The sequence below is a fragment of the Haloarcula sp. H-hyl2 genome (assembly GCF_056934385.1).
The window spans coordinates 924,678-947,542 of the sequence record NZ_JBRIIJ010000001.1; the positions used below are offsets into that span (position 1 = coordinate 924,678).

Below are 22,865 nucleotides of genomic sequence, written 5' to 3' on the forward strand. Positions count from 1 at the left end.
TCATTCGCCAGGGCTCGCCGATCGCTCCAGTTCGACGAGCTTGCGGTACATCGGCGGCGTGAGGATGCCGATCAGGCCCAGCCCAATCGCGAACAGTCCCAGCGGGAACTGCAACGACGCTGCCTGGAAACAGGGGTTCTCCGAGACGACGGTGACGTAGTGGCGCTCGCCTTGGTAGGTGACGAGACTCCCGTTCCGGAAGGCCGGGCCGTTCGGGAACGGCCCCTCGACGTGGGCCTCACCGCGTGCGTCCGCCAGCCCCTCGCGGAACGCTGCCTGTTCGGCCGCCGAGAGGTCCGCGAACTGGAAGCGCGCGACCTGTGGCTGCCGGTCGGCGAACCGCTCGCGGGTCTCCTCGGGACCCTCGACGGCGATTGTCGGCTCGCCACAGCCACCGATCTGGTCCTGGACCATGGCGTAGCCGCCGGGGACGGCACCGCCAATCCCGACCGCGACCAGCAGGACCCCCAGGAACGGTGCGACGTACGTGAACAGCACCGAGTCCTCGTCGGTCGCGTCGCTCATCGGTTCATCCCTCCGCCTCGCGCTGTCGCCGGCGGCGTGCTTGCAGGAACTGGAACGTGACCGTCAGTCCGAGGCCGTAGGCCCAGTGGGCCACGAGGACGAAGCCGAGATAGCCCAACAGCGAGAGCCCCTGCTGACCGGTGTAGAAGGCGATGGCGAATCCGGTCGAGATCAGCGTCGCGAACACGGTCCCGGTCTCGAAGAGGTAGCGCCCTGGGAGGTACTCCTGAAAGGCCAGGAACAGCAGCGGCCAGGTGACCGTCCCACCGACGAGGAACAGCGCGGCGCCGAAGATCGGGTCGGCCGGCAGGCCGACCAGTTCGGCGATCTCGCCGAACGAGACCGGGTCCAGCACGTCGACGACGATGGCCGTGCCGAGGCCGCCGGCCATCAGGATGGTCCCGACGAACCCGCCGGCGGCGGCTGCCGAGGCGTTCCGGTAGACGTTCTCTGCGACGGTACCGACCCCGCCCAGCAGCCCCATCGGCTCCAGTTCCGGCGCGTACGAGCGACGGGTCTCGTCGGGCGTGGCCGGGTCGAGGTCGTACTTCTCGATCATCCGTTCCTCGAACCACTGCCACTCCTTGGTGAACTGGTTGGTGGCCTTCAGTTCCCAGGGGTCGGTCGTCTGGACGACGTCGCCACGCCAGTACGAGACCAGCATGTTGTAGAGCCACAGTAGCGCGCTCAGCCCGATGACATACGCGCCGACGGTGGCGATCTGCTGGGCCAACTGGTACTCGGGCGGATAGATGGCCTGCCGGCGCGGGAGCCCCACGCCGCCGATGACCAGCAGGGTCATGAACGTCACCACGGAACCGAAGATAAGCAACACCGACTGGAACTTCGCCATGCGCGTGTCGTACCACCGACCGGTGATCAGCGGATACCAGTAGTAGCTCGCCGCGATCATCATGAACGGGATGATGCCGACGACGATGAGGTGGAAGTGACCGACGACGTAGTAGGTGCCGTGGTAGAGGACGTCGATGGGGATGACCGCGAGGAAGACGCCCGTGACGCCGCCGACGATGAACGTCCCGATGCTCCCGGCACAGAGGATAAAGGGCGCCGACAGCTGGATGTCGCCGTCCCACATCGTCGTGATCCAGTTGAACACCTTGATCGCGCTCGGGACGGCGATGGCGATGGAGATGGCCATGAACGACGCCTTCAGGCGCGGGTCGACGCTCGTCGTGAACATGTGGTGGGCCCAGACGCCGAACGAGAGCACCGCCAGCCCCAGCGTCGAGTAGACGATGAACTGGTAGCCGAACAGTTTCCGGCCGACGAACTTCGGCAGGATGGTGCTCATCAGCCCCGTCGCCGGGAGGAACAGGATGTACACCTCGGGATGGCCCCAGAACCAGAACAGGTGCTGCCAGAGGATGGCACCACCACCTTCCGTCGCGAAGAAGGTCGTCGACAGGTTCCGGTCCAGGATGAGCATCACCAGTGCACTGCCCAGCAGCGGGAACGCGAACAGCGCGATGCCGCTCGTGACCAGCATGTTCCACGAGAAGATGTCCAGATTCGCCCACGTGACGTCCTCCGAGCGCTCGTAGACGATGGTGACGATGAAGTTGATGGCACCGACCGTCGTGGCGATGCCGCTCAGATGCAGCCCCAGCAAGAGGAGGTCGATCTGCGGGTTCGGTTGCTGGACGGAGAGCGGGGCGTACAGCGTCCACCCGATGCTGACCTCGCGGACGGTGAGGAAGAACCGGATGGATTCCTCGGGGAGAAATAGGTTCAGCACCTGCCCGCCGACCTGGACGAGCAAGCCCATGCGGGCCATCAGGAGCGCGGGCGGCAGGAGCCAGAAGCCGATGGCGTTGACGCGGGGGAACGCCATATCGTCGGCGCCGATCAGCAACGGCAGGACGTAGTTCCCGACGCCGAAGAACACCGGCAGCACGAAGAAGATGAGCATCGTGAGCCCGTGCGTGGTAAAGAGGGCGTTGTACGTCTCCGGCGTCCAGATGTCGGCCGGCGGCGTCAGCAGTTCCGTCCGCAACATCATCGCGTCGACACCGCCCCAGAGGCCGGCGACGGTACCGAAGGCGATGTACAGCAAGCCGATATCGCGGTGGTTCGTCGTCGTCAGCCAGCGGTAGGCCTCCGACTGGAGGCGACCGATCTCGAACTCGATCTCCTCGCGGGTAGTGTAGCCGCCGTCGCTCTCCGGGCGGGCGGCGTGGCGAGCGCGAAACCAGACGAGCGCGATGGTGAGCGCGAGGACGGCGAGTGCCGACCCCTCGACGATGGCCCGGTTCATCGTCGTCCGAGAGCGATTCCGGCGATGATCGGCACCGATACGACCGAGGCAGGCATTACCATACGCTGACGCTCGCTCTCACATAAAACTACGCGACGGCAGGTGGCTCCCACGGTGTAGCGAGGGGGTCGACTGCCCAACCTATATGTCACCGCCGACAGAAGGCTGTGGTAATGCGTCGCAGTCGTTGGCTGGGCTGGCTCTGTCTGGTGGTCGCTGGAGTGTGTCTGTTCTCGACCCCCGCGGCGGCCCAGTCGCTCAACCGGGCCGCTATCGACGACCTGAACGAGCAGTTGCTCTACGTGGCGCTCCCGTTGACGCTGTTCGTCGAGTTGACGCTCGTCTACGCCATCTACCGGTTCAGGAACAACGACTCGCCGCGCCCGACCATCGACGACCCGGCCCTGGAGATCACCTGGACCGCCGCGACCGGTGCCATCCTCGTCTTCGTCGGCATCTCGGCGTTCTTCGTCATGTCGAACCCCTACATCACCCCGGCGGCCGGCGCGGCCGACTCGCCGGCGACCGACGCCGACGTCGAGATCGAGGTCCTGGCTTACCAGTGGGGCTGGGAGTTCCACTATCCCGAGGCCAACGTCACCACGCAGGAACGCCTGGTCCTGCCCGTCGACGCGGACGTCAGGTTGACGATGACCTCGACGGACGTCATCCACTCTATCTACATCCCGGACATGGGTGTCAAGCAGGACATCTACCCCCAACAGGAGAGTGTCGCACTGACCAACGCCACCGAGACCGGGCGCCACCGGCTCTACTGCGCCGAACTCTGTGGGTCGGGCCACTCGAAGATGCACGCGACGGTCGTCGTCCGGAACGAGAGCGGCTACCAGGCGTTCCTCGACAACCAGTCGAGCGCGGCGACGGCGTCGGGCTGACGGCTCCGACATGTATTCCTCGCTGTGCTGCCAACGACCGGCCAGTGACAGTGACGCTTCCGCTCGGTGACGGCGCGCTCGACGTGTCGTTGCCCGACTGTGACGTGACGGTCTGTGAACCGCCAGGCGGCGAGCCAGTGGACCCGGCGACGGCTGCCGAGGCTGCACTCTCGGACCCGCACGGCCTCGCGCTCGAACAGGTCGTCGACCCGGACGACACCGTCGCCATCGTCGTCACCGATGTCACCCGCGCGACGCCGGACGACGTGTTGCTCGACGCCCTCCTCGAACGGCTCGAATCGGCCGGCGTCGCCCGCGAACAGGTCAGTATCGTCGTGGGGCTGGGACTCCACCGGCCGATGACCGACGCCGAACTCGCCGACGCGCTCGGCGACCACGCCGCTCGGGCGGTGAACCACGACCCCGAGGAGACCGTACGAGTCGGTGAGGTGGACGGCGTCGACATCGAGATCCACGAGACGGTCGCCGCGGCCGACCGCGTCCTCGCGACGGGGATGGTCGAGCCACACCAGTACGCCGGCTTCTCCGGCGGCGCGAAGACGGCCGTGATCGGCGCTGGCGGGGAGGCACAGATCGCCTACACCCACGGGCCGGAACTCCTGGGCCAGGACGGCGTCCGCCTGGGTCGGGTCGCCGACAACCCCTTCCGGTCGTTCCTCGACCGCGCGGGCGACGTCGTGGGGCTGGACTTCTGCCTGAACGTCACGCACGGCCCGTCGGGAATCCTCGACGCTGCGGCGGGGGACCCACGAGCGGTCGTCGACGCCCTCGCAGCGAGCGCGCGAGAGGCACTGTCGGTCACCGTCGACGGCCGCTACGACGCCGTCGTTGCCGGCGTGGGCGCACCGAAGGACGCGAACCTCTACCAGGCGACGCGGGCGGCGACCTACGTCGCACTGGGCGACTACGATCCGTTGAAACCCGATGGCCGGATCGTCGTACCGGCGACACTCCCCGAAGGTGCCGGCGACGGGACGGGAGAACGGCGGTTCCACGAGTGGCTCTCGTCGGCCGACAGCGCCGCTGCGCTGTACGCGGAGATGGCAGACGGGTACGAGCCAGGCGCCCAGCGAGCGTTCGTCGTCGCGCGGGTCCTCCGCGAGTACGACCTCTGGGTGACAAACAGCGACCATCCCGAGGTCGCCGAGGAGTGTCTGATGCACGCGGCCGAGGACGTCACGGACGCGATCGACCCCGGAAGCGACGTGCTGGTCGTTCCCGACGCACTGGATACACTACTCGTCGGCTGATTCGCCGGCCGGAGCGGGCGGGTCGCCGTCGTGTGTCGGGCCTCTGTCCGCTCGGCGGCGGGCACGCTGTTCGAGCAGGTCGGTGTAGAGCCGGTCCCTGAGCGTCTCACGGAGTCGGACGGCCGTCCCCTCGTCGACGTCGTAGGCCCTGGCGTCCCCGCCGAGGATGCTCGCCGTACTGGCGGTGTCGGCACTCAGCGTCGCCAGCCGGCGTCGTCGCTGGAACGGCGTCCGACTGACGAGGATCGTCTGCATCCGGTAGTACGGGACCACCCGCGTCGTCTCACGCCAGAAGCCCGAGCGCGTCGCGACGACCTCGTCCCCGAGCGCGTAGCCGCGATGGCGCCACCGGTAGTGTGCCGCGACCGGCGCGAGTACGAACAGCCCGAGCAGCGCCCACCAGGTGCCGGATTCCAGGAGGAACCGATCGACCCCGTAGCCGACGGCCGTGAGCACCGCGGCGACGATCCCGAACCGGACGGCGTAGCGGCGTCTGGCTCGCTTCGGGGGTTGTTCGAACGAGAGCTCCCCGAACGGCTCGATGTCCCGCGCGAGGTCGTAGACCGCCTCGCGCCGTGCCATCGGGACCGCCACTCCCTGTGTCGATCCCTGTGACCCGCCGGCGTAGCCGGCCGTCTCCACCGTCAGCGTCGCGTAGCCGAACCGGCGCATGAGGACGTTCTCCTGGACGGTCACCGTCTGGACCTTCGCCAGCGGGATGGTCCCGCTGTACCGACGGATCAGTCCCCGCTCGTACTGGAGGTCGTCACCGTCGCGGGTGAGTCGGAAGCCGTAGTACTCCAGCACGGTCAGGACGACGCTGACCACCAGTGCGACCAGCACGAACTGGACGAGTGTCAGCACCGCCAGTGCGACCAGTCGGGGGACGGCCGCGTCCCTGAAGACCGGCACACCGACTCGTTCGCCGACGCCGACGAACCGGACGTTGAACCGGAGGACGGCGAACACGAGGTCCTGTCCCAGCGGAAGGCCGACCAGTGTCAGGACGGGGGCTGCCGGCCGGACCGAGACAAGCGCGTACGTTATCAGGTCCCGCGGCCCGAACGCGAACAGTTCGGTTGGGGCAGCGTCGGCAATCCCCTCCCGCTCGGGCCCAGTTGCGGCGTCCACGCCGGCCTGCGCCGCGGCCGATTCCGGTTCCGCCTCCCGGTCGTGTTGTCGGACCAGTCGTCGGAGCCGTTCGGCCTCGTCCATCTCGACAGCATTCAGTGTCGCCTCGGTCGTGCTCCCACCGGCGGTCTCGAAGGCCACGACGGCAAGCCCCAGGACGCGGTTCAGGACCCCCTGACGGATGTCGACGTTCTGGATGCGACCGAGCGGAATCTCGCGGGACTGTCGCGCGAACACGCCAGAGTCGACGGCGAGCGTGCCGTCGCTGATCTCGTAGCGAAAGCGGAGATAGCGGGCGGCGGCGTAGCCACCGAACAGTGCCGCGCCGGCGAACGAGAACCCGCCGATAGAGACGAGTGGGAGCGACCCCATCCCGGCGAGGGCGGTCCCGAGGAAGAAGCCGAGGAACGCTCCCTGGAACACCGCCTGGGTGACGCTGATGATACCACTGGTTGGGTGGAGCCGTCTCATACTGCGTCGGTCGCCTCGCTCTCGATGGCCAGGTCACGCAGTCGCTCGCGCAGTTCCGTCGCCCGCGCTGGCCGGAGTCCGGGGATCGTGATATCCGCGCCACGTGAGCCGGCGGTGTATACCACGACGCTCGCGAGCCCGATAGACCGCTCGACCGGGCCGCGGGTGGTGTCGACGTGCTGGACCCGGACGTACGGGACGGTTGTATCCGTCCGTGTCAGGACGCCGCGAACGAGGAAGAGCGCGTCGTCCTGCAGCGCGAACTGCCAGATGCGGTGCGCGAGAACCGCGTGGACCACGCCGAGTCCCACGACGACGACCCAGCCGCCGACGAGCAGTGCGGGCGGTACCGGCACCACGAACCGGTCGACGGCTAGACCGATGCCTGCGAGTATCGAGGCCAGGAGGAGCGTCCGGCCCGCCCACAGCCAGCGTACCCGCGGGTGCAGGGATTCCATACACCACCTGTCACACGGCGGGCGGATTATACTGTTGGACGGCGGAACGGATGTACAGATAGGCGACAGGAACGGGGAGGCGGATCGAGTCCCAGGGGTTCACTGGTCCTGTTTCACCGTGATGACGGGCACCGGTGCCGAGCGGACGGTCTTCTCGGCGACGCTGCCGAGCAAGATCCGGTCGGTCCCACGATTCCCCCGCGTCCCCATGACGACGGCGTCGATGCCGGTGGTCTCGATAGTGTCGAGGATGGTCTGGACCGGACTCCCGTGTTCGACGTGTTGAACGGTGTCCGTGACACCGTGTGTGTCTGCCTTCGACACGATCTCCTCGACTGCATCCGTGGCGTCCTGCTCGCGCCCTTCCCTGGTCACGCTCGACCGGACGTCGACACCGAGGGACAACTCGTCCACGACCGACAGCACGTGCACGGTCGCATCGAGGGCCGCTGCGAGGGCGAGACCGTGCTCCGCTGCGTGGACGGCACCGGCGCTCCCGTCCGTCGGAAGCAGGATGTTCTCGTAGGGGAACCGCAGTTGCTCGTCGGGGCGCATCCGTGCGGTCAGGACAGGCACGGACGCCAGGCGGACGACCTTCTCGGTGATACTCCCGAGGAGGTACCGCGACACGCCCTCCCGGCCGTGGGTCGGCATCACGATCAGGTCCTGGTCGTATCGCTCGGCATACTCGACGATCGTCGGCGCGGGATTCCCCTGGACGACATCCGACTCGGCGTCCACGCCGAGCGTGCGCAGTGTCTCCGTGGCCTCCTCGACGATTGATTCGCCCTTCCGGGCGAGCGCGTCGACGACCTCCGTCTCGACGACGGTGACGCTATCGCGCGCCGTATCCGCCACGAAGAGGACGTGGATAGTCGCGTCGGCCCAGTGAGCGAACTCGGCGGCGTGATGCAGTGCCGCTGCCGCCCCGTCGCTGCCGTCGTACGGGAGGAGAATGTCGTCGTACATACGGGCCCCTACGCGGATCACGTTCAAGTGATTTGTCTCCCGAGCGGTCGGTCGACGGTATTGTTGGATCGAAATTGGAAGAGTCTCGGAAGCGACTCTTCCCATAGTCGGCCCGAATCTCGAAAAAATCCCTTTTAGGTGGCTCTCGCCGGTCCAGACGCAATGAACAGTGACCGACGCACCTTCCTGACGGCGCTGGCGAGTGCGGGGGCGACCCTGACGCTGGCTGGCTGTAGTGGTACTGGTAGCGATGACAGTTCCGGAAGCGGCGGGACCATGACCGAGGGCGAAGCGATGACCGAGAACGAAGCGATGACCGAGGGCGAAGCAATGACCGAGGCAGAGATGATGGACGCGGAGCTGAGTGTGACCGACCCGGAAGAGGCACCCAGGGCCTCGATCGATCGGTTCAGTGACGCGGCTGGGACGCTATTCCGCCGAAGTAACAACGACGCGCTCCCCGGATCGGACGAGCCCATCGACTTCGACGATAACTTCCTCACTCAGGGGTACGGCCCCGACGGCGACGTCATCCAGTACTACAATTTCGACGTCATGCCCACCACGCCGGCACCCATCTACGCACTGTTCTACGAGAACGGCGACCCCGTCGAAGACCAGCTCAACGTCATCGACGTCCTCCCTGGTGACGATGGCTACAACGACTTCTGGCACGTCCACAAGGTGACCGTACCCGACGACTACGAGGCCAACTCGGCAAGTAGCCTCGCAGATATCCAGAACGCGGGGTTCGAAATCACGGAAACCGACGTGATCAAGAACTGCCCGGTCGTGCCGGCTGGCTCGACCGCGTCCCGACGACACAGCAACGACGCGAGTCCGACCGGAACGGTCGAGGGCTGGTACGATGGCGAGGTCGTGGAGTATTTCCTGTTCGAAGAGAAGTCCCTCACCGCACAGAGTGGCTCCGTCCCCCTGTCGCCCATCTACGTCAGCTTCAACACCAACCCTGGGCAGGACGGAGGCGGTCCGCCGTCGGGCTTCATGACCGAGGAAGGCAGCGTGCAGACCCACAACGTGGCGGCGACGACGCCGAGTGACGACAGCTACTCGCCGCTATGGCTCGTCAACATCTACGACAACGCCGACTTCGACAGCGTCGATGGCCTCGACAGCGCCGAATCGGCCGACATCCTCGCCTCCGGTGGGGCGATGGTAAACTGTCCGACGGTGTCCGAACAGTAGAGGCGTGAACAGTACTGGTCGCCGCTCTCTCGCTGACGCTTTGGACCCTCTGCACGTGACTTCGGTCCTGTTTCGGCCGAGTGGAGTCAGACCCGTTCGTTGACCTGGGTCGCGACACGCTCGCCCGGCCGTCGTAGGTGGCCGCTCTCGACCTCGTAGACGTACCCGGTCACCGTCACCGAATCCGGGATGAGGTCGTGCTCGCGGAGGTACTCGACCTGTCGGGTACAGGCCTCGTCGATGTCGTCGGTCATGCGCACCCAGTCAGCGATCGATGCGTCGCCGATGTTCAGTTCCGGCAGGGACGGGTCCAGCGGGACGTCGTCGAGATCACCGCCGGTGGCCGTCTCCAGTCCGTCGACGACGGCCTCGTCGGACGCGCTCATCATCCCACAGTCGGTGTGGTTGACGACGATGATCTCCGTGGTGTCGAAGAACTGTGTCGTCAGCGCCGCCGAACGGATCACGTCGTCGGTGATCTTCCCGCCGGCGTTACGGAAGATCTGCGCGTCGCCCAGTTCGATGCCGAGTGCGTCCTCGACCGGGATGCGTTCGTCCATGCAGGCGACGACCAGCAGTTGCTTGTCCGTCGGGATACCCTTCCGTCGTCGTCTGGCCCAGTCGTCGCGCATCTCGACGTCGTGCTCGATCGTCTCGTGTACCTTCCCTGCCTCCGGTTCCGGTCGCTCCTCGCCGTGTCTGTGGTGTGTCATCCCGCACCACTTCGTTCGTAGCGACTGTCGTTCTAGTCTTTCAGGTAACACGTACCGGCGTCTGTGACGCCGTCTAGTCGTCGGTCGCCACCGCTTCGTCACCCTCGATCTCGTCGAGAACGCGCTCGTGGAACTCCTGGAGGACGGCCGACTCGTCCTCGGCCAGGACGACGTCGCTTGCCATCAGCGTCGCCAGGCCGAACGCGCGCGGCGTCGGTGAGTCGACCCGCGTCGCGACCACGTCGATAGCACCCCTGTCGATATCCGTCAGGACCGCTTCGATGGCCGCGACGTTGAGTTTGTCCTGGAGGATCTCCCGGTAGGTCTCCTCGACGACGGCGAACTCGCCGAGGTCCTGGGCGAAACTCAACAGCATCTCGGCGGAGACCTGCTGTTCGCTGGCGGACTTCTCGTAACCCTTGTACCGCTTGAGGATCATCAGCGACCGGGTCGCGTTGATGCGGAAGTACCGCTGGAGCAGGTCGGTCCCGTCGAGGCTAGCCCGCAGGTCCGTGCGAACCTTCGTCGGATCGATATCCTGAATCAGGCTCTGGATGTCCACCTTCCGGTTCAGCGGCATCGAGAGGGTGAACCCGTGGTCGGCGACGGCGACCTGGACGTTGGCGTTGGCGGCCTGGGCGACGTGGTGGGCCAGTAGACGGGAGAACCCGTCGTTGAACCGCCGGCCGTAGTTCGAGTGCACGTAGAAGCGCCGTTCGTACTCGTTCTTGTCGAGTTCCTCCTCGACGACGAGTCGCTCGTCGGTGGCGACGCTCTCGGCCCCCGCGTAGGCCACCTGTTCGCGGAACATCCGGGCGATAGCGCGGACGCTGTTCTCGTCGAGGGGATACTCCCGGAGCCAGTTCCGAATCTCGGGCATCCCGCCCCGTTCCAGTTTCGCGAGCAGTTCCCGCTGGAAGGTCAGTATCTCCCGACCGAGGTCGTAGGATAGCGGGAGCCGTTCGGAGAACCACGAGGGGACCGTCGGCCGCGCCGCCGTCGGGTCGACGTACACCTTCGAACCGCGGCGATACCGGTACTCGAAGTTGTCCCCGCCCAGGACGAAGACGTCGCCCTGCTCCAGCGTGTCCAAATACTCCTCGTCGAGCTGGCCGACCCAGCGGTCGTCACTCCTGGTGAACACGTCACACGTGAACGAGTCGGGGATTGTGCCGATGTTGGTCATGTAGATGACCCTGGCCATCCGGCCGCGTTTCCCCACGAGCGACTCGCCGACGTCGTACTCCTCGTAGTGGTACTCGCCGTCCTGCGGGTCGTTGGTGTCCCGCCAGATCTTCGCGTAGACGTTCTTGTCCTCCATCCCGTCGTAGTCGGCGGTGAGATAGCGGCACAGTTGCTCCCACTCCGCGTCGGTGTAGTTCCGGAACGGATAGGCTCGCTGGAGGATCTCTCGCACCTCCCGCTCGGGACGGACGGCGTTGATCGCCATGCCGTAGACGTGCTGTGTCGCGACGTCCTGGGCGTCCTCCGGGATGAACACCCGGTCGACGAACCCCTCGTGGGCCTTCTTGAGCATGACCGCACACTCGACCAGTTCGTCCCTGTCGAGGGCGACGACACGGCCCTCGACGGTCTCGCCGAGCTGGTGGCCCGCGCGACCGATCCGCTGGAGGAGTGCCGCGACGGATTTGGGCGAGCCGACCTGGACGACCAGATCGAGGTGTGGCATGTCGATGCCCAGTTCGAGGCTCGTCGAGGTCGTCACCACGTCGAGGTCGCCCGCCTTGAGCGCGCGCTCTATCTCCTGGCGTTTCTCCTTCGAGAGCGAGCCGTGGTGACAGCCCGAGTTCGACTCGTCGTAGGCGTCGAACCGCTCGCGCAACGTCTGGAGGACTCGCTCTGCCCCAGACCGCGTGTTCGTGAACACCAGCGTGTTCGTGTGTGACTGGATGTGGTCGTGGAGCTGTCTGTAGAACCGTTCGGTGACCCTCTCCTGTGGCGTGTTGATGAGGTCGTCGGCCGGGCAGGACAGTTCCACGTCGAAATCCCGCGCGAAGCGGGTGTCGACGATCTCGTAGTCGCGGGGCTCGTAGTCGCCGGACTCCGGGTCGCGCTCACAGCCCACCAGGAACTCCGCGACCGTATCGAGCGGTTCGACCGTCGCCGAACAGCCGATGCGCGTCGGCGACGTCTCTGCCATCGCTTCCAGTCGCTCCAGGGAGACTGCGAGATGCGTGCCGCGTTTGTTCTCGGCGAGACTGTGGATCTCGTCGACGATGACGTACTCGACGGTCCGCAGTTTCTCCTTGAACTTCGGGGAGTTGAGCAGGATCGCCAGCGTCTCCGGGGTCGTATTGAGGATGTGCGGCGTCGTCTCCAGCATCGCCTGGCGCTCGCTGTCGCTGGTGTCGCCGTGGCGGATGGCGTGGCGCAACTCGACGTCCTCGTCACGGGCGTCGAGTTTCTCGGTGATGTCGGCCAGCGGCACCGAGAGGTTGCGGTGGATGTCGTTTGCCAGTGACTTCAACGGCGAGACGTACAGACAGTAGACCGAGTTCTCCAGGTCGTCTGTGCGGGCCTTCGCGAACAGTTCGTTGATGATGCCGGTAAACGAGGCTAGCGTCTTCCCCGACCCGGTCGGCGCACAGATGAGCGCGTTCTCGCCCCGGTGGATGAGCGGGACGGCGTCCTTCTGTGGTGGGGTGAAGAAGCCGCCGTTGCCGGGGACGAACTCGCCGAACTGGTCGACCCACCACTCCTGGACGACCGGGTCGAGCAGTTCCAGAACGTCGGCGTCGTCGATGGCGACCGTCTCGGCGTCGAACGACGGATCTGTCGCTGCCAGCCGCTCGCGTCCTCCCATTACCCGAGGGTAGGACTGGGGAAAGAAGTGGGTTCCGGCGACGACCCCAGGTCCATCGTGACCTCACAGACGGGGCAGCCGATGGATGTCTCTCGCCCTCCGGTTCCGAGGGGCGTAGCGAATTTCTTCCGTTTCGAACCGGGGTGATGAAACGTGGGGCAACGCGGTAGTGTCGTTTTCAGTGTTCGTGTGGTCCCGGCATCGACCGTCGGACGAGTCCAGCTGACCACCCTCTCCAACCGACTGCCTGCTATCGGTCTATCCGGATTGTAGTGTCACCGAGAACGCTGAAATCCTTATCTGAGTCATCACGAGATTCATTACGCTGGAACGTCGTACTCCTCGTATGTCGCTGTTGCCCTCCAGAGGCCCCGACGCCAGTTCGTCCCAGGAAGGGGAACTGGAGATTCGGGGTGTCGACGAGGACGTCTCGGCTGTTCTCGACGCCCTCTCCTCCGATACGGCTCGTGAGATCCTCAACACTGTCTACGACGAGCCGGGGACCCCCTCGGAACTGGCCGACCGGCTCGGGATGTCGATCCAGAAGGTCTCCTACCACCTGGAGAAGCTGGAAGACGAGGAACTGATCACCGTCGCTGGCACGCGCTACTCCGAGAAGGGCCAGGAGATGAAGGTGTACGAACCGCCAGACGACCCACTCGTGCTCTTCGTCGGCACGCGTGAGCGGAAGCGCTCGCTGCGCTCCCTGGTCAAGCGGCTGGTACCGGTCGTCGGACTGCTCACCGCTGCCAGCTTCGTCATCGAGTTGCTACTCGGAAACTTCCCCTTACCGTTCGGGACCGCCGACAGTGGTGGGGCAGAGGAGGGTGCTCCGCAGGCAGGTGGTGACGGTGGTGGCGATGGCGGAGGCGGCGGCGACGTCGTCAGTACCAGCGACCAGGGGGGAGACCCGGACCTCGCAGGGAACGTCACCGTCGAGACAGAGACCCCGACGCCCGCGGCGACGGCCGAGCCGGCGACCACCTCAGGCGGTGGCGATGGCGGTGGCATCAGCATCGCCGAGGCCACGGAGACTGCTACGCCGGCAGAGACAGCGACGCCTGAAGCGACCGGGACGCCGGCGAGTTACCAGCTCGACGCGGCCACCGAGGTCGCTCAGACCGCCGCCTCGGACGGTGGGACGGCACTGACGCTCTCGCCAGGGCTCGCGTTCTTCCTTGGCGGGCTGCTGGTACTGTTCGTCGTCAGCGCCGTCTGGATGTACGACCGTGACGTATGACGCTCAAAAGCCGTTTTGAGCATTGGCCGGGGTTATAACGGTTCCACCTGTATCCCTAATTGCACCGTCGACGGGCGACCCGGTCACGGGCCTGCCCTGACCCACCGGTCCCCGACGACGGCTAGCCGCCACCCCCCATCCGCTGACGTGGCCCCGAATTGGGCCCCACGAGTCCGCCCGGCCCCGCCCTCCACACCCCTCCATCCCCTGATCCCCCTGACCCCCCCCTTTCTTTGTGCTCCCCGCTGGCGTTTCCTCGTCGACGACCACGAATCACTTTCAGGCTGTAGGCTCCCAGTTCCACTATGCAGTTGACGTTCCTGGGAACCGGCAGCGCGATGCCGACCGGCACCCGCGCACAGTCGGGGTACCTTCTCGAAGACGGTACGGACGCATTACTGGTCGACTGTGGCAGCGGTGTCCTGGATGCCCTGGCACGGACTGAACTCGGCTACGAGGGCGTCGACACGGTGTTGCTCACGCACCACCATCTCGATCACGTCAGCGATCTGGCCGTCCTGATGAAAGCCCGGTGGTTGGCTGGCGAGACCGATCTGACCGTCGCTGGACCGCCAGGGACGGCGGCGCTGGTCCGGGATACCCTCGCAGTCCACGACTACATGCAGGATCGCCTCGATCTGACGCTCCGTGACTACGAGCCCGGTTCGTTCGACCTCGCGGGGTTCGCCATCGAGGCCATGGAGGGCCGGCACTCGATGCAGTGTTTCGCCTACCGTCTCACGCCGAGCGACGGCGGCCCCACGGTCGCGCTGAGTGGCGACACCGAAGCGTTCACCGAACTGCTCGAGTTCGCCGACGGTGCCGCACTGCTCGTCCACGACTGTTCGTTCCCGGACGACGTCGACGTCTCGAACCACCCGACACCGACAACCCTCGGGAGTGCTCTCGCAGCGGCGGAGGCCGACCTGGGACGGATCTATCTGACCCATCTCTATCCACACACGGCGGGCCGCCACGAGGAGATGCTCGCGTCGCTGGCCGACCACTACGACGGGGATGTCGAATTCGCCAAGGACGGACTAACGGTCAGCTTCGAGGACAATTAGACGGTTTCGAGGGTGACACGGAACTCCGCGCCGCCGTACGCGCTGTCGGTGACACCGACGCTCCCGCCGTAGGACTCGGTCAGTGCGCGCACGAACCCGAGTCCGAAGCCGCTCCCGTTGCTATCGGGCCCCTTCGCCCCCATCTCGAATATCTCCTCGCGAATCTCGGGGTCGACCCCGCGGCCGTCGTCGGCCACGCAGACGACCACTTCGTCGGGGTTCGGCCGTTCAGCGTACACCTCGACGGACACCTCGCCCTCGTTGTGGACGGCGGCGTTCGAGACGAGGTTCGTGAAGACGGAATCGAGCAACTCCCCGCCGTAGACGCGGTAGTCGAACTCGCTGGGATCGACCTCCACCGAGAGGTTCCCGTGGTTATCACGGGCTTGTGAGACGGTGTCCGAGAGGAGCGCAGCCAGGTCCCGTGGCTCGGGTTCCGCCTGCTGTTCCAGCGTCGAGACCAGGTCACCCACCCGCTCGATGAGGTCGGCGGAGTTACGAGCGGCCCGCTGGATCTTCGCGGCGTGTTCCGCGGTCTGGCCGTCGACCTGTGCCTCGACGGCGTCGGCGAAGCCAGCGATGATCTGCAGGTCGTTGCCCAGATCGTGGCGCAACAACCGGTCGTACAGTTCGATCATCTCCTTGCGTGTCTCCAGGTCCTGTCTGGCACGCTCCAGGCGCTCCCGCGAGCGGATGTTGCTGATGGCAGTCGCCGCATGGGAGGCCAGTATCTCCAGTGGGCGACTGTGAGCGTCGCCGAAGGTGTTCTTCGAGGTCGACCGCGAGACGAGCACGGCCCGTACCTCGCCGGCCATCTGCGCCGGGACGGCCAGCGTCGCAGTCACATCGGAATCTGCGGTCACCCCTGCCGTCGCGCCCGTCTCGACGATCGTCTCCCCCTTCTCCAGGGCTCGCTGTGCCGTCTCGCTCGGTTCGTCACCCGGTGTGTGATGTGGGTTGGTGCTGTGGACCACGCGCAGGTCGCCGTCACGCGCCTCGACGAACGTCGAATAGGACAGATCGAAGAGCAGCGACATCGCTTCGAGGGTCAGAGAGACGACCTCCTCGACGCTCTCGCAGCGATTGAGTGCCTGGCCGTACTTGTTCAGGTCGGCCACCTGCCGTGCGAAATCTGGTTGCTCTTCGAATGACATACTACTGACTCCAGCGGCCGGGTATTATCTGAACGTAGGTAGCAGTATAAAAAACCGTTTCGGGCCATTATCCGAAACGATAGTCGGGGACGGGGTAGGGTCGCTTAGTCGAGTCGGTAGCGTAGCAACGCTGCAATACCGCCCAGGTTCGACAGTTGTTGACCGGGTGCGAACTCGGCCGAGAAGACGGTCACGTCGCCACCCTTCTGTTCGGTGGTCTCGATGAGGTGGTCGATGTCGACGTCCCACTCGCCCTCGTCGGCGCGCTCGGCCCGGAGTCGTTCGTCGAGGACGAGCAGCGTCTCGATGGCGCCGTAGTCCGCGGCCTTCGCTACCTCATCGGGGCCGTAGGCGACCTCGCTCCCCTGGCCGATGCGTTCCATCAGTTCGTCGATGAGTTCGGCCTCCTCTGCGATCCGGGTCTGTTTCTGGACGTCCTCGACGGCACCGCGCTTGAGCACCTCGTGGACCCCGCGGTCGCCGACGCTCGCCGTGTCGACCATCGTGATCTGCTCGGCGATGTCGGGGATCTCTTCGGTGAAGTAGTCCAGCGCGTCCTGCTTCGTGAAGCCGGGGCCGGCGAGGATGTAGGCGTCGACGTCCTGGCGTTTTAGTACGTCGGCCAGTTCGGCGAACAGTTCCGAGCGCGGCCGGGCGTAGTCGCCCTTCCCCGTTGTCGACGTGATCGACGCCCGCTCCTCGGTTCCGTACTGGGCGACAGTGTGGACGTGTGCTTCGCCCTCCTCGACGGTGGCGATGGCGACGTCGGGGTTGTCGGTCGACTCGACTGCCTCCTCCAGTCGGTCGTTCTGGTCCGGTTTCCATCGTTTCTCGATCTCCAGTTCGGTGTGTTCCTCGACGTTGAGCGTGTGGTGAAAGCCCAGTTGGTCCTCCCGCGAGCAGTCGATGATCTCGCCGCCGATCCGGAGGCGGTTTGCGAACTTCGCGAACTCGACGTCGGTGACCTCGATCTTGAGCCACATGTGCTCGCGCTCGCCGCCCGTGTCCCGGAGGTTGTCGTCGTTGCGCTGGATGCGCCGCGTCGTGTCGCCGGAGACGTGGTCGCCTGGCTCGACGATGTACGAGAGGTGCCAGAGGTCGTCGAGCGTCTCGGGGACCACCTCGACGCGCTCGCGACCCTCGCCGGTGGCCTCCCGGCTCTTGATCTGCATGGGAGACCATCCGCCGTAGGGACACAAGTGCCCTGCTATTCAGATCGCGGGCTGGCCGGTGACGGCGTCGTCGCGGTGATCGGCCCGCAGTTCCGTCTCGCGGATCCCTGTCCCGATGGCGTAGGCGCTCGCGACGTTGCCGTAGAACGTGACGAACGGAACGAGCAGGGCACCGATCACCGTCGCAGCGACGAGTCCGCCGACGATCTGTGCGATGAGGCCGATGAGGATCGCGATCAGGACGGCGACGGCGTAGTTCCCGTCGGTGCCGACGGCCCTGAGGGTGCTCGGTGAGAACGCTGCCCCGGCCCGCCCGGTGACTGCGTACGCTGCGACGGCCGCTGGGAGCAAATAGAGTGCGCCCACGAGCAGGACGAGCGTCACGAGGGCGACCAGAAGCGCCAGTAGCAGGCCGCCGACGGCGAGTCCACCACCGCCGCCCGTACCGGGCCCCTCCACGACAGTGACCGGGACGATGAACGACAGCACTGCGAGGGTAACTGCGACTGCCGGGACGAGCGCGTAGACGAGCGAGATCAGAAAGGCGACGAGGCCGTCGACGAGCAGGTCACCCCAGTCGTCGAAGACCGGCGGCACGTCCTCGTCTCCGGCACTGACCCGACGGATCACGCGGACCAGGTACCCGTAGACGAACAGGACCGGGACGAACAGGACCCCCAGGAGGCTCAACGCACCCCCGATGAGGATGGTCTCGACGTGCTGCTCTCCCTGCCATGGATACCGGAGTGCGTCTTCGAGCATGTCTATCAGCCACTGGCCACGGTGTGAGAGCCATTTCGAACCGCCCGGCGGGTCCGCGGTCTGTCAGTGACACGCTGAAGATGGTCTGGCCGAGTCATAAAAGTATGCTAACAAGTATTCGGTTGTGGTGACGATTACAGAACGTATCTTTCAGAACGCTTCGACGGCCGTATCAGGCCATCGGCTGGCCGGCGGGCGTCTCGGGCGATTCCTCGACCGTGGGCATCTCCCGGACGGCGCTGGCGATGGCGTGGGTCCCCGCGACGTTCGCGTAGAAGGTCACGAAGGGGGCCAGCACCGCACCGATGACGACGGCGTTCAGCACGCCGATGACGATACCGCTCAGGAGGCTGATACCGAACGCGACGGCCCAGCCAGTGGCGTAGGTCTTGCTGAAGGCCATCCGGCGGATCTCGCCGACCGAGAACGCCGCGGCCATGCTGTCGGTCCGGACGTAGGCCACGATGGCCGCCGGCAGGACGTAGGCGATCGCGAGCGAGACGACGAAGATCGCGAGGCCCGCGACCAGCGCGATCATGGAAGCGACGAAGCCGCTCCCCGCGCTCCCGTTACCGAGGCCCAGCGACATGACGCCGCCCAGGACCGCGACGATCGCGATGATCGCCGGGATCAGCGAGTAGACGAACCCGATGACCGTCGCCTTCAGGCCGTCGATCGCCAGGTCGCCCCAGTCCTCGAACACCGGCGGTTCCTCGTTCCCGTCCAGCACGGATCGCAGGACCTGCAGGATGTAGCCGACTGCGATGAACAGCGGGACGAGCAGGAAGCTGAAGAACAGCAACACGCCGCCGATCAGGACTGTCTTGAGTACGTCGTCGCTCTCACGTGGATAGTTGAGTGCTTCTTTGAACATTGGGTATCTCCTGTGGACGTCCGCGGCGCTGGCGGGCCGGTGCCACGTCGAGCGTCGACGGAATCTACGATGTATACTACGACCAACAAGTATATCAACGTGCGTGAGACGTGCTACACGGTAGCATGCTACCGGCACGGGGGCCGAAACCGCCCGTCTGCGCTTACTTTTCGACCATCCGACTGCCGCCCGGCGGCAGGAACTCCTGGATGCGGTCGGGGCTGGCGACCTTCCGGACGAACGTCTCGTCGGCGAAGCGGGACTTGAACTCCCGGTAGAGCCGTTTGGCGATGTCGTTCTGGGCGTACTGGCCCGGTTCGACGGTGATGCTGGTCGCCGCCTGCGGGGCGATGGCCGCTGGCGGGCCACCGATAACGCGGGTCTCGTCTTCGCAGGTGATGCCGACGGCGACGCCGACCTCGGTGTCCTCGAAGTACGTCCGGTCCCCGCGGATGGCGAACCCCCCCTTCTCCAGGAACTCACCGCTCTCGGGGGTCTTCGAGACCTGGTCGGGATCGACCATGTAGACGTCGCCGGCGTACTTCCCGTCCTTCCAGACCGAGGAGTACGAGACGGCGAACTGTGCCGCCTGGTCGAGCGAGGACTGCGGGAACTCGACTTCCTTCGCCGGTTCACTCGGGCCGGTGGCCTTGAGGACCGTCACCGGGCCGCCGTGAGCTTGCGCGTGGAAGAACTTGTCTCCCCGTTCGCAGTACTTCTTGACCAACTCTTCGTTGTCGTCGGCGTCACGCCCGCCGATGACCAGATAGCCGTCCGAAGTGTGGAACCATCGGAACTGCTCGTACCACTGCTCGGTACTCCGGATTGGGATCGACGGTTCGGCCAGCCAGTCGGTCGGTTCGTCGTCCTCGTCGTCCTCGCCGCCTTCCTCGGCCTCCTGGTCGGCGGCCTCCCAGTTATCGCGTCGCTCTTCGACCTCCGCCAGGTCCTCCCTGGTGTCCTCGATGGCCGCGAGCGCGCCCTCTTTCTTCTCCTCGATGCGCTTTGCCTCGGTGTACAGGTGGTCGGCGTTCTTCTCGACGCCCATCGTTGTGTCGACAGTGACGCGTGTCCCGTCGACGTCGAGCGTGACCGTCCCCTCGCTGCCGTCGACGCCGACGACCGCCTCGGCCGCGTCGATGCCACGTTCGGCACCCTCCGCGAACGTCGCCTCGATCTCGTCCCAGGCGACGTCGTCCGCGCGGGCGTCCTGAACCGTCGAGATGACGTCGTCGACGAGGTCGTAGCGGGCGTAGAGCAGTTCGGCCTTCTCGCGCTCGGCCTCGGCGTCGGCCTCGAAGTCCTCGATGGCCTCCTCCTGCTGTCTGATGATGTGTTCGTACTTGTTGATCTCCGCCTCGAAGTCCGGTCGCTGGGTCTCGCCACCCTCGACCTCGTCCTCGCGCTCGAAGTTGAAGAAGTAGTCGTCGAGCGCAGCGTTGAACTCCTCGAAGGACTCACTGTACAGCGATTCGTACTCCTCCAGAGGGACCGGCGTGGCGTCGACGCGGTGGCGGTCGTCCCCGTCGCCCTCGTAGTAGACCCGCGGGTCGAGGTTCCCCTCCTGGAGCCGTGTCGCCAGGTCGTCGACGACCTCGTAGAGACGCTCGAACTGCTCGTCGGTGAGGTCCTCGACCGGGACGTTGTACTCGATGCCGGCGCGTGTACATAGCTCCTCGCCGTAGAGCCCGCCGAAGTTCAGTTGTGTCGCCAGTGTCCGGACGAGGTCCGAATCGGAGTCCCGGATGCGGGCGACGAACTGCTTGTAGCTCACCGTCAGCGGATTGAACCGCGCCGACGGGAACTCGTAGGGAGCGCCCGGTGCGACGGTCCGTGACTTCAGTCGCACCGTTTCCAGACAGTCGACGACGTCCCCATGTTCGTCGAGCACGACCACGTTGCCGTCGCCGAACAGTTCCGCGACGATGGTCGTCGAGCCGTCCTCGCGGTCGAACTCCAGTTCGAGGATGCGGTCGAACTCGAACTGCTCGACGCGGACCAGGTCGGCGCCCGACAGGCGGTTCCGCAACATCATCGCGAAGTCCGGCGGCCGTCCGGGGGCGTCGGGGACGTGTTCGGGCGCCGCTGCGTGGGCCCGCATCACGTCGCCGAGTTCGATGATGAACTCCACGCGTCCGCGGTCGAAATCCCGGAGTTTCAGTCTGACCAGATTATCGTCCTCGTAGAGATAGGCCTTGTCGAGTTTCGCGCCGGTGTAGCCGGCGAGTTCGCCCTCCAGCGCCGCGAGGTCGACGCTGGTCATCTCCCGCTTCGTGTCCATGTCCGTGGCTGTCGGCGCCCGCTGAAATGCCTATCGGGACCGCTCTCGTTTGGGATGCCCCCCGCCGTTCATATCGGGCCGCTCGTCACTTCTCGTATGACTCGTCCTATCGTCCTCCTCTCCGTCGCGGTCCTCCTTGCCGGCTGTGGCTCGGGCGGCCCGGCCGGCCCGCCGTCCGGGACTGTGCCCGACATCACGGTCACGCAGGGTGACACCGAGGCCGTCACCATCGACGTGATCGAGGTAACGGGTGTGCGGCTACGGCTCCCGAACGCGTCCGGCGTCTCGCTCGACGTCGGCAACGCGACGGTCGAGCCGTCGCCCGATTCGGTGGCGGAGAGCTACCCGCCCATCTGGCAGTGGGACAGTACCCAGTCGTCGGCCACCGTGACCGTCACCATCCAGGTAGCACCTGACGCTCCGACAGGACGTGTCGCGTACGGTGTCGAACTGTTCGGCACGGAAAGCGCTACAGCGACCGCGACAGGGCATATCACCGTCCAGCAGGCCGATACGATCGACGGGACTCAGTCGTCGTAATCGGCGGCGATCGTCTCGCCGGTCTCCAGGCCGTTGCGGACGGCGGCGTGGAGTCGCGGTTCCGACGCCACCCAGTCCCCCGCGAAGTAGAGGTCGTGGGTCGCCGCGTCGGCCAGGACCTCGCGGTCGACCTGTGCCTCTGGCTGTGCGTACCGCCAGTGCTGGTAGTCCGTCCAGTCGGGATCGGTCAGCCGGTCGTCGTCCAGCAGGTGGGCGGTCCGATCGGCCATCGCCGCCAGCATCCGATCGGGCCGTTCGTCGTAGTTGGCGATGGACCACGGTTCGTTCATCTGGACGAGTAGCAGCGACTCGCCGTCGGGGACGTGTCCCTCTTTGCACTCCTCGCGGGCCACCCAGCCGATGTCGTGGTCCTTGTCGGTGTTGACCGCGCCGTACCACGGCCGGTCGAGTTCGAACGGGTAGTGGAAGATCCCGGAGACCACGGTCCGATAGGGAACCGAGGCGATGGCCTCTCTGAAGCCGCGACAGTCGTCGTGGTCCCACTTTGCCTGCCCGAGCAGGTCCGCCGTCTGTGGGGCTGGGGGTGTGAGCAACACCGCGTCGTACTCGCCGTGGTCGGTTCCGTCCTCGTCGACGACCCGCCAGCCGTCGTCGATGCGGTGGAGCGTCTCGACACGGACGCCGTTGTGGACCGTCGCGTCGGTCGCGTCGAACAGTCGCTTCGCCAGTTGTGTGATGCCCGCCTCGTAGGTCCACTTGTGGTCGTCGGTGTCGCGTCCCTCCTCGATGCCCCCGGTCCGCTCGAAGGCGTAGATCGGCTCGTCGACGTCGACGAGGCCCTCGGTCGGGAGCTGTTCGGTCACCAGATCCGTGACGCGCTCGTCGTCGGCCTTCAGGTAGTTCGCGCCGTACTCGTAGGTACAGTCCTCGTTCCTGCGTGTCGCGGCACGGCCGCAGACGCCGCGGCTCTTCTCGAGGACCGTGACCGCTATCGGCGTGTCTCGAAGTGCGTAGGTCGCCGCGGCACCGGCAGCACCGGCCCCGACGACAGCCAGCGTCCCCGTCATATGGA

19 protein-coding genes are annotated in these 22,865 nt (G+C 65.9%); 6 read left to right on the forward strand and 13 right to left on the reverse strand.

Translation table 11 applies throughout. The features are described 5' to 3' along the window. Together Hhyl2_RS04895 and Hhyl2_RS04900 are read right to left on the reverse strand one after the other, a co-directional pair. Positions 1–525 (reverse strand): DUF7979 domain-containing protein, encoded by a 525-nt coding sequence (locus Hhyl2_RS04895; RefSeq protein WP_483549608.1) that lies wholly within the window; start codon positions 523–525, stop codon positions 1–3. Between the two features lie 4 nt (positions 526–529). Beyond that, entirely contained in the window at positions 530–2,803 is a 2,274-nt protein-coding gene (locus tag Hhyl2_RS04900) for a DUF6789 family protein (RefSeq protein WP_483549609.1), read from the reverse strand. A gap of 173 nt (positions 2,804–2,976) precedes the next feature. Between Hhyl2_RS04900 and coxB the strand changes: the two genes are divergently transcribed. Beyond that, positions 2,977–3,699, forward strand: coding sequence for a cytochrome c oxidase subunit II (gene coxB, locus Hhyl2_RS04905; RefSeq protein ID WP_483549610.1), 723 nt, complete (start codon positions 2,977–2,979; stop codon positions 3,697–3,699). A 50-nt stretch (positions 3,700–3,749) separates the two neighbouring features. Further along, on the forward strand, positions 3,750–4,970 hold the full coding sequence (locus Hhyl2_RS04910) for a lactate racemase domain-containing protein (protein ID WP_483550553.1): 1,221 nt from the start codon (positions 3,750–3,752) through the stop codon (positions 4,968–4,970). Here Hhyl2_RS04910 and Hhyl2_RS04915 read toward each other — a convergent pair. The 3 genes from Hhyl2_RS04915 to Hhyl2_RS04925 all read right to left on the reverse strand — a co-directional run bounded on the left by Hhyl2_RS04915 (position 4,956) and on the right by Hhyl2_RS04925 (position 7,999). Beyond that, positions 4,956–6,572: a PH domain-containing protein gene (locus Hhyl2_RS04915; protein ID WP_483549611.1), complete on the reverse strand. Its 1,617-nt coding sequence runs from the start codon at positions 6,570–6,572 to the stop codon at positions 4,956–4,958. The two genes, Hhyl2_RS04910 and Hhyl2_RS04915, sit on opposite strands and share 15 nt — an antisense overlap. After that, the gene (locus Hhyl2_RS04920; RefSeq protein WP_483549612.1) at positions 6,569–7,030 is read right to left on the reverse strand and encodes a PH domain-containing protein; all 462 of its coding nucleotides are present in this window, start codon (positions 7,028–7,030) and stop codon (positions 6,569–6,571) included. The genes Hhyl2_RS04915 and Hhyl2_RS04920 overlap by 4 nt, the downstream gene beginning before the upstream one ends. Before the next feature lie 99 nt (positions 7,031–7,129). Further along, entirely contained in the window at positions 7,130–7,999 is an 870-nt protein-coding gene (locus Hhyl2_RS04925) for a universal stress protein (RefSeq protein WP_483549613.1), read from the reverse strand. Positions 8,000–8,161: 162 nt separating this feature from the next. On the opposite strand from Hhyl2_RS04925, the gene Hhyl2_RS04930 reads away from it, so the two are divergent. After that, the gene (locus Hhyl2_RS04930) at positions 8,162–9,205 is read left to right on the forward strand and encodes a twin-arginine translocation signal domain-containing protein (protein WP_483549614.1); all 1,044 of its coding nucleotides are present in this window, start codon (positions 8,162–8,164) and stop codon (positions 9,203–9,205) included. Between the two features lie 86 nt (positions 9,206–9,291). Here the strand turns inward: Hhyl2_RS04930 and Hhyl2_RS04935 are convergent, their stop codons facing one another. Continuing rightward, positions 9,292–9,918 (reverse strand): beta-class carbonic anhydrase, encoded by a 627-nt coding sequence (locus tag Hhyl2_RS04935; protein WP_483549615.1) that lies wholly within the window; start codon positions 9,916–9,918, stop codon positions 9,292–9,294. Between the two features lie 73 nt (positions 9,919–9,991). Further along, positions 9,992–12,742, reverse strand: a complete 2,751-nt coding sequence (locus Hhyl2_RS04940) for an ATP-dependent helicase (RefSeq protein WP_483549616.1) — start codon at positions 12,740–12,742, stop codon at positions 9,992–9,994. Positions 12,743–13,088: 346 nt separating this feature from the next. Between Hhyl2_RS04940 and Hhyl2_RS04945 the strand changes: the two genes are divergently transcribed. Together Hhyl2_RS04945 and Hhyl2_RS04950 are read left to right on the forward strand one after the other, a co-directional pair. Next, a complete protein-coding gene (locus Hhyl2_RS04945; RefSeq protein ID WP_483549617.1) occupies positions 13,089–13,982 on the forward strand; it encodes an ArsR/SmtB family transcription factor in 894 nt (297 codons plus the stop codon). Between the two features lie 305 nt (positions 13,983–14,287). Then, positions 14,288–15,049, forward strand: coding sequence for an MBL fold metallo-hydrolase (locus Hhyl2_RS04950; RefSeq protein WP_483549618.1), 762 nt, complete (start codon positions 14,288–14,290; stop codon positions 15,047–15,049). On the opposite strand, the gene Hhyl2_RS04955 is transcribed toward Hhyl2_RS04950, so the two are convergent. The 5 genes from Hhyl2_RS04955 to rqcH all read right to left on the reverse strand — a co-directional run bounded on the left by Hhyl2_RS04955 (position 15,046) and on the right by rqcH (position 21,292). Continuing rightward, entirely contained in the window at positions 15,046–16,203 is a 1,158-nt protein-coding gene (locus tag Hhyl2_RS04955) for a sensor histidine kinase (protein ID WP_483549619.1), read from the reverse strand. The genes Hhyl2_RS04950 and Hhyl2_RS04955 overlap by 4 nt on opposite strands. A 104-nt stretch (positions 16,204–16,307) precedes the next feature. After that, positions 16,308–17,375, reverse strand: coding sequence for an mRNA surveillance protein pelota (locus Hhyl2_RS04960; RefSeq protein ID WP_483549620.1), 1,068 nt, complete (start codon positions 17,373–17,375; stop codon positions 16,308–16,310). A gap of 39 nt (positions 17,376–17,414) precedes the next feature. Further along, the gene (locus Hhyl2_RS04965) at positions 17,415–18,137 is read right to left on the reverse strand and encodes a DUF4013 domain-containing protein (protein WP_483549621.1); all 723 of its coding nucleotides are present in this window, start codon (positions 18,135–18,137) and stop codon (positions 17,415–17,417) included. A 172-nt stretch (positions 18,138–18,309) separates the two neighbouring features. Then, complete coding sequence (locus tag Hhyl2_RS04970) at positions 18,310–19,011, reverse strand: DUF4013 domain-containing protein (protein ID WP_483549622.1); 702 nt, start codon at positions 19,009–19,011, stop codon at positions 18,310–18,312. A gap of 163 nt (positions 19,012–19,174) precedes the next feature. Beyond that, a complete protein-coding gene (gene rqcH / locus Hhyl2_RS04975) occupies positions 19,175–21,292 on the reverse strand; it encodes a ribosome rescue protein RqcH (protein WP_483549623.1) in 2,118 nt (705 codons plus the stop codon). Positions 21,293–21,388: 96 nt separating this feature from the next. Here rqcH and Hhyl2_RS04980 point away from each other — a divergent pair, with 96 nt between their 5' ends. Continuing rightward, on the forward strand, positions 21,389–21,832 hold the full coding sequence (locus Hhyl2_RS04980; RefSeq protein ID WP_483549624.1) for a hypothetical protein: 444 nt from the start codon (positions 21,389–21,391) through the stop codon (positions 21,830–21,832). On the opposite strand, the gene Hhyl2_RS04985 is transcribed toward Hhyl2_RS04980, so the two are convergent. Further along, on the reverse strand, positions 21,820–22,860 hold the full coding sequence (locus Hhyl2_RS04985) for an NAD(P)/FAD-dependent oxidoreductase (protein WP_483549625.1): 1,041 nt from the start codon (positions 22,858–22,860) through the stop codon (positions 21,820–21,822). The two genes, Hhyl2_RS04980 and Hhyl2_RS04985, sit on opposite strands and share 13 nt — an antisense overlap. Positions 22,861–22,865 lie beyond the last annotated feature (5 nt).

Bases quoted from the DNA above. Each gene is read 5' to 3' on its own strand.
- Hhyl2_RS04895 (WP_483549608.1), bottom strand. From the start codon at position 525: ATGAGCGACGCGACCGACGAGGACTCGGTGCTGTTCACGTACGTCGCA.
- Hhyl2_RS04900 (WP_483549609.1), bottom strand. From the start codon at position 2,803: ATGAACCGGGCCATCGTCGAGGGGTCGGCACTCGCCGTCCTCGCGCTC.
- coxB (WP_483549610.1), top strand. From the start codon at position 2,977: ATGCGTCGCAGTCGTTGGCTGGGCTGGCTCTGTCTGGTGGTCGCTGGA.
- Hhyl2_RS04915 (WP_483549611.1), bottom strand. From the start codon at position 6,572: ATGAGACGGCTCCACCCAACCAGTGGTATCATCAGCGTCACCCAGGCG.
- Hhyl2_RS04920 (WP_483549612.1), bottom strand. From the start codon at position 7,030: ATGGAATCCCTGCACCCGCGGGTACGCTGGCTGTGGGCGGGCCGGACG.
- Hhyl2_RS04925 (WP_483549613.1), bottom strand. From the start codon at position 7,999: ATGTACGACGACATTCTCCTCCCGTACGACGGCAGCGACGGGGCGGCA.
- Hhyl2_RS04930 (WP_483549614.1), top strand. From the start codon at position 8,162: ATGAACAGTGACCGACGCACCTTCCTGACGGCGCTGGCGAGTGCGGGG.
- Hhyl2_RS04935 (WP_483549615.1), bottom strand. From the start codon at position 9,918: ATGACACACCACAGACACGGCGAGGAGCGACCGGAACCGGAGGCAGGG.
- Hhyl2_RS04940 (WP_483549616.1), bottom strand. From the start codon at position 12,742: ATGGGAGGACGCGAGCGGCTGGCAGCGACAGATCCGTCGTTCGACGCC.
- Hhyl2_RS04945 (WP_483549617.1), top strand. From the start codon at position 13,089: ATGTCGCTGTTGCCCTCCAGAGGCCCCGACGCCAGTTCGTCCCAGGAA.
- Hhyl2_RS04950 (WP_483549618.1), top strand. From the start codon at position 14,288: ATGCAGTTGACGTTCCTGGGAACCGGCAGCGCGATGCCGACCGGCACC.
- Hhyl2_RS04955 (WP_483549619.1), bottom strand. From the start codon at position 16,203: ATGTCATTCGAAGAGCAACCAGATTTCGCACGGCAGGTGGCCGACCTG.
- Hhyl2_RS04960 (WP_483549620.1), bottom strand. From the start codon at position 17,375: ATGCAGATCAAGAGCCGGGAGGCCACCGGCGAGGGTCGCGAGCGCGTC.
- Hhyl2_RS04965 (WP_483549621.1), bottom strand. From the start codon at position 18,137: ATGCTCGAAGACGCACTCCGGTATCCATGGCAGGGAGAGCAGCACGTC.
- Hhyl2_RS04970 (WP_483549622.1), bottom strand. From the start codon at position 19,011: ATGTTCAAAGAAGCACTCAACTATCCACGTGAGAGCGACGACGTACTC.
- rqcH (WP_483549623.1), bottom strand. From the start codon at position 21,292: ATGGACACGAAGCGGGAGATGACCAGCGTCGACCTCGCGGCGCTGGAG.
- Hhyl2_RS04980 (WP_483549624.1), top strand. From the start codon at position 21,389: ATGACTCGTCCTATCGTCCTCCTCTCCGTCGCGGTCCTCCTTGCCGGC.
- Hhyl2_RS04985 (WP_483549625.1), bottom strand. From the start codon at position 22,860: ATGACGGGGACGCTGGCTGTCGTCGGGGCCGGTGCTGCCGGTGCCGCG.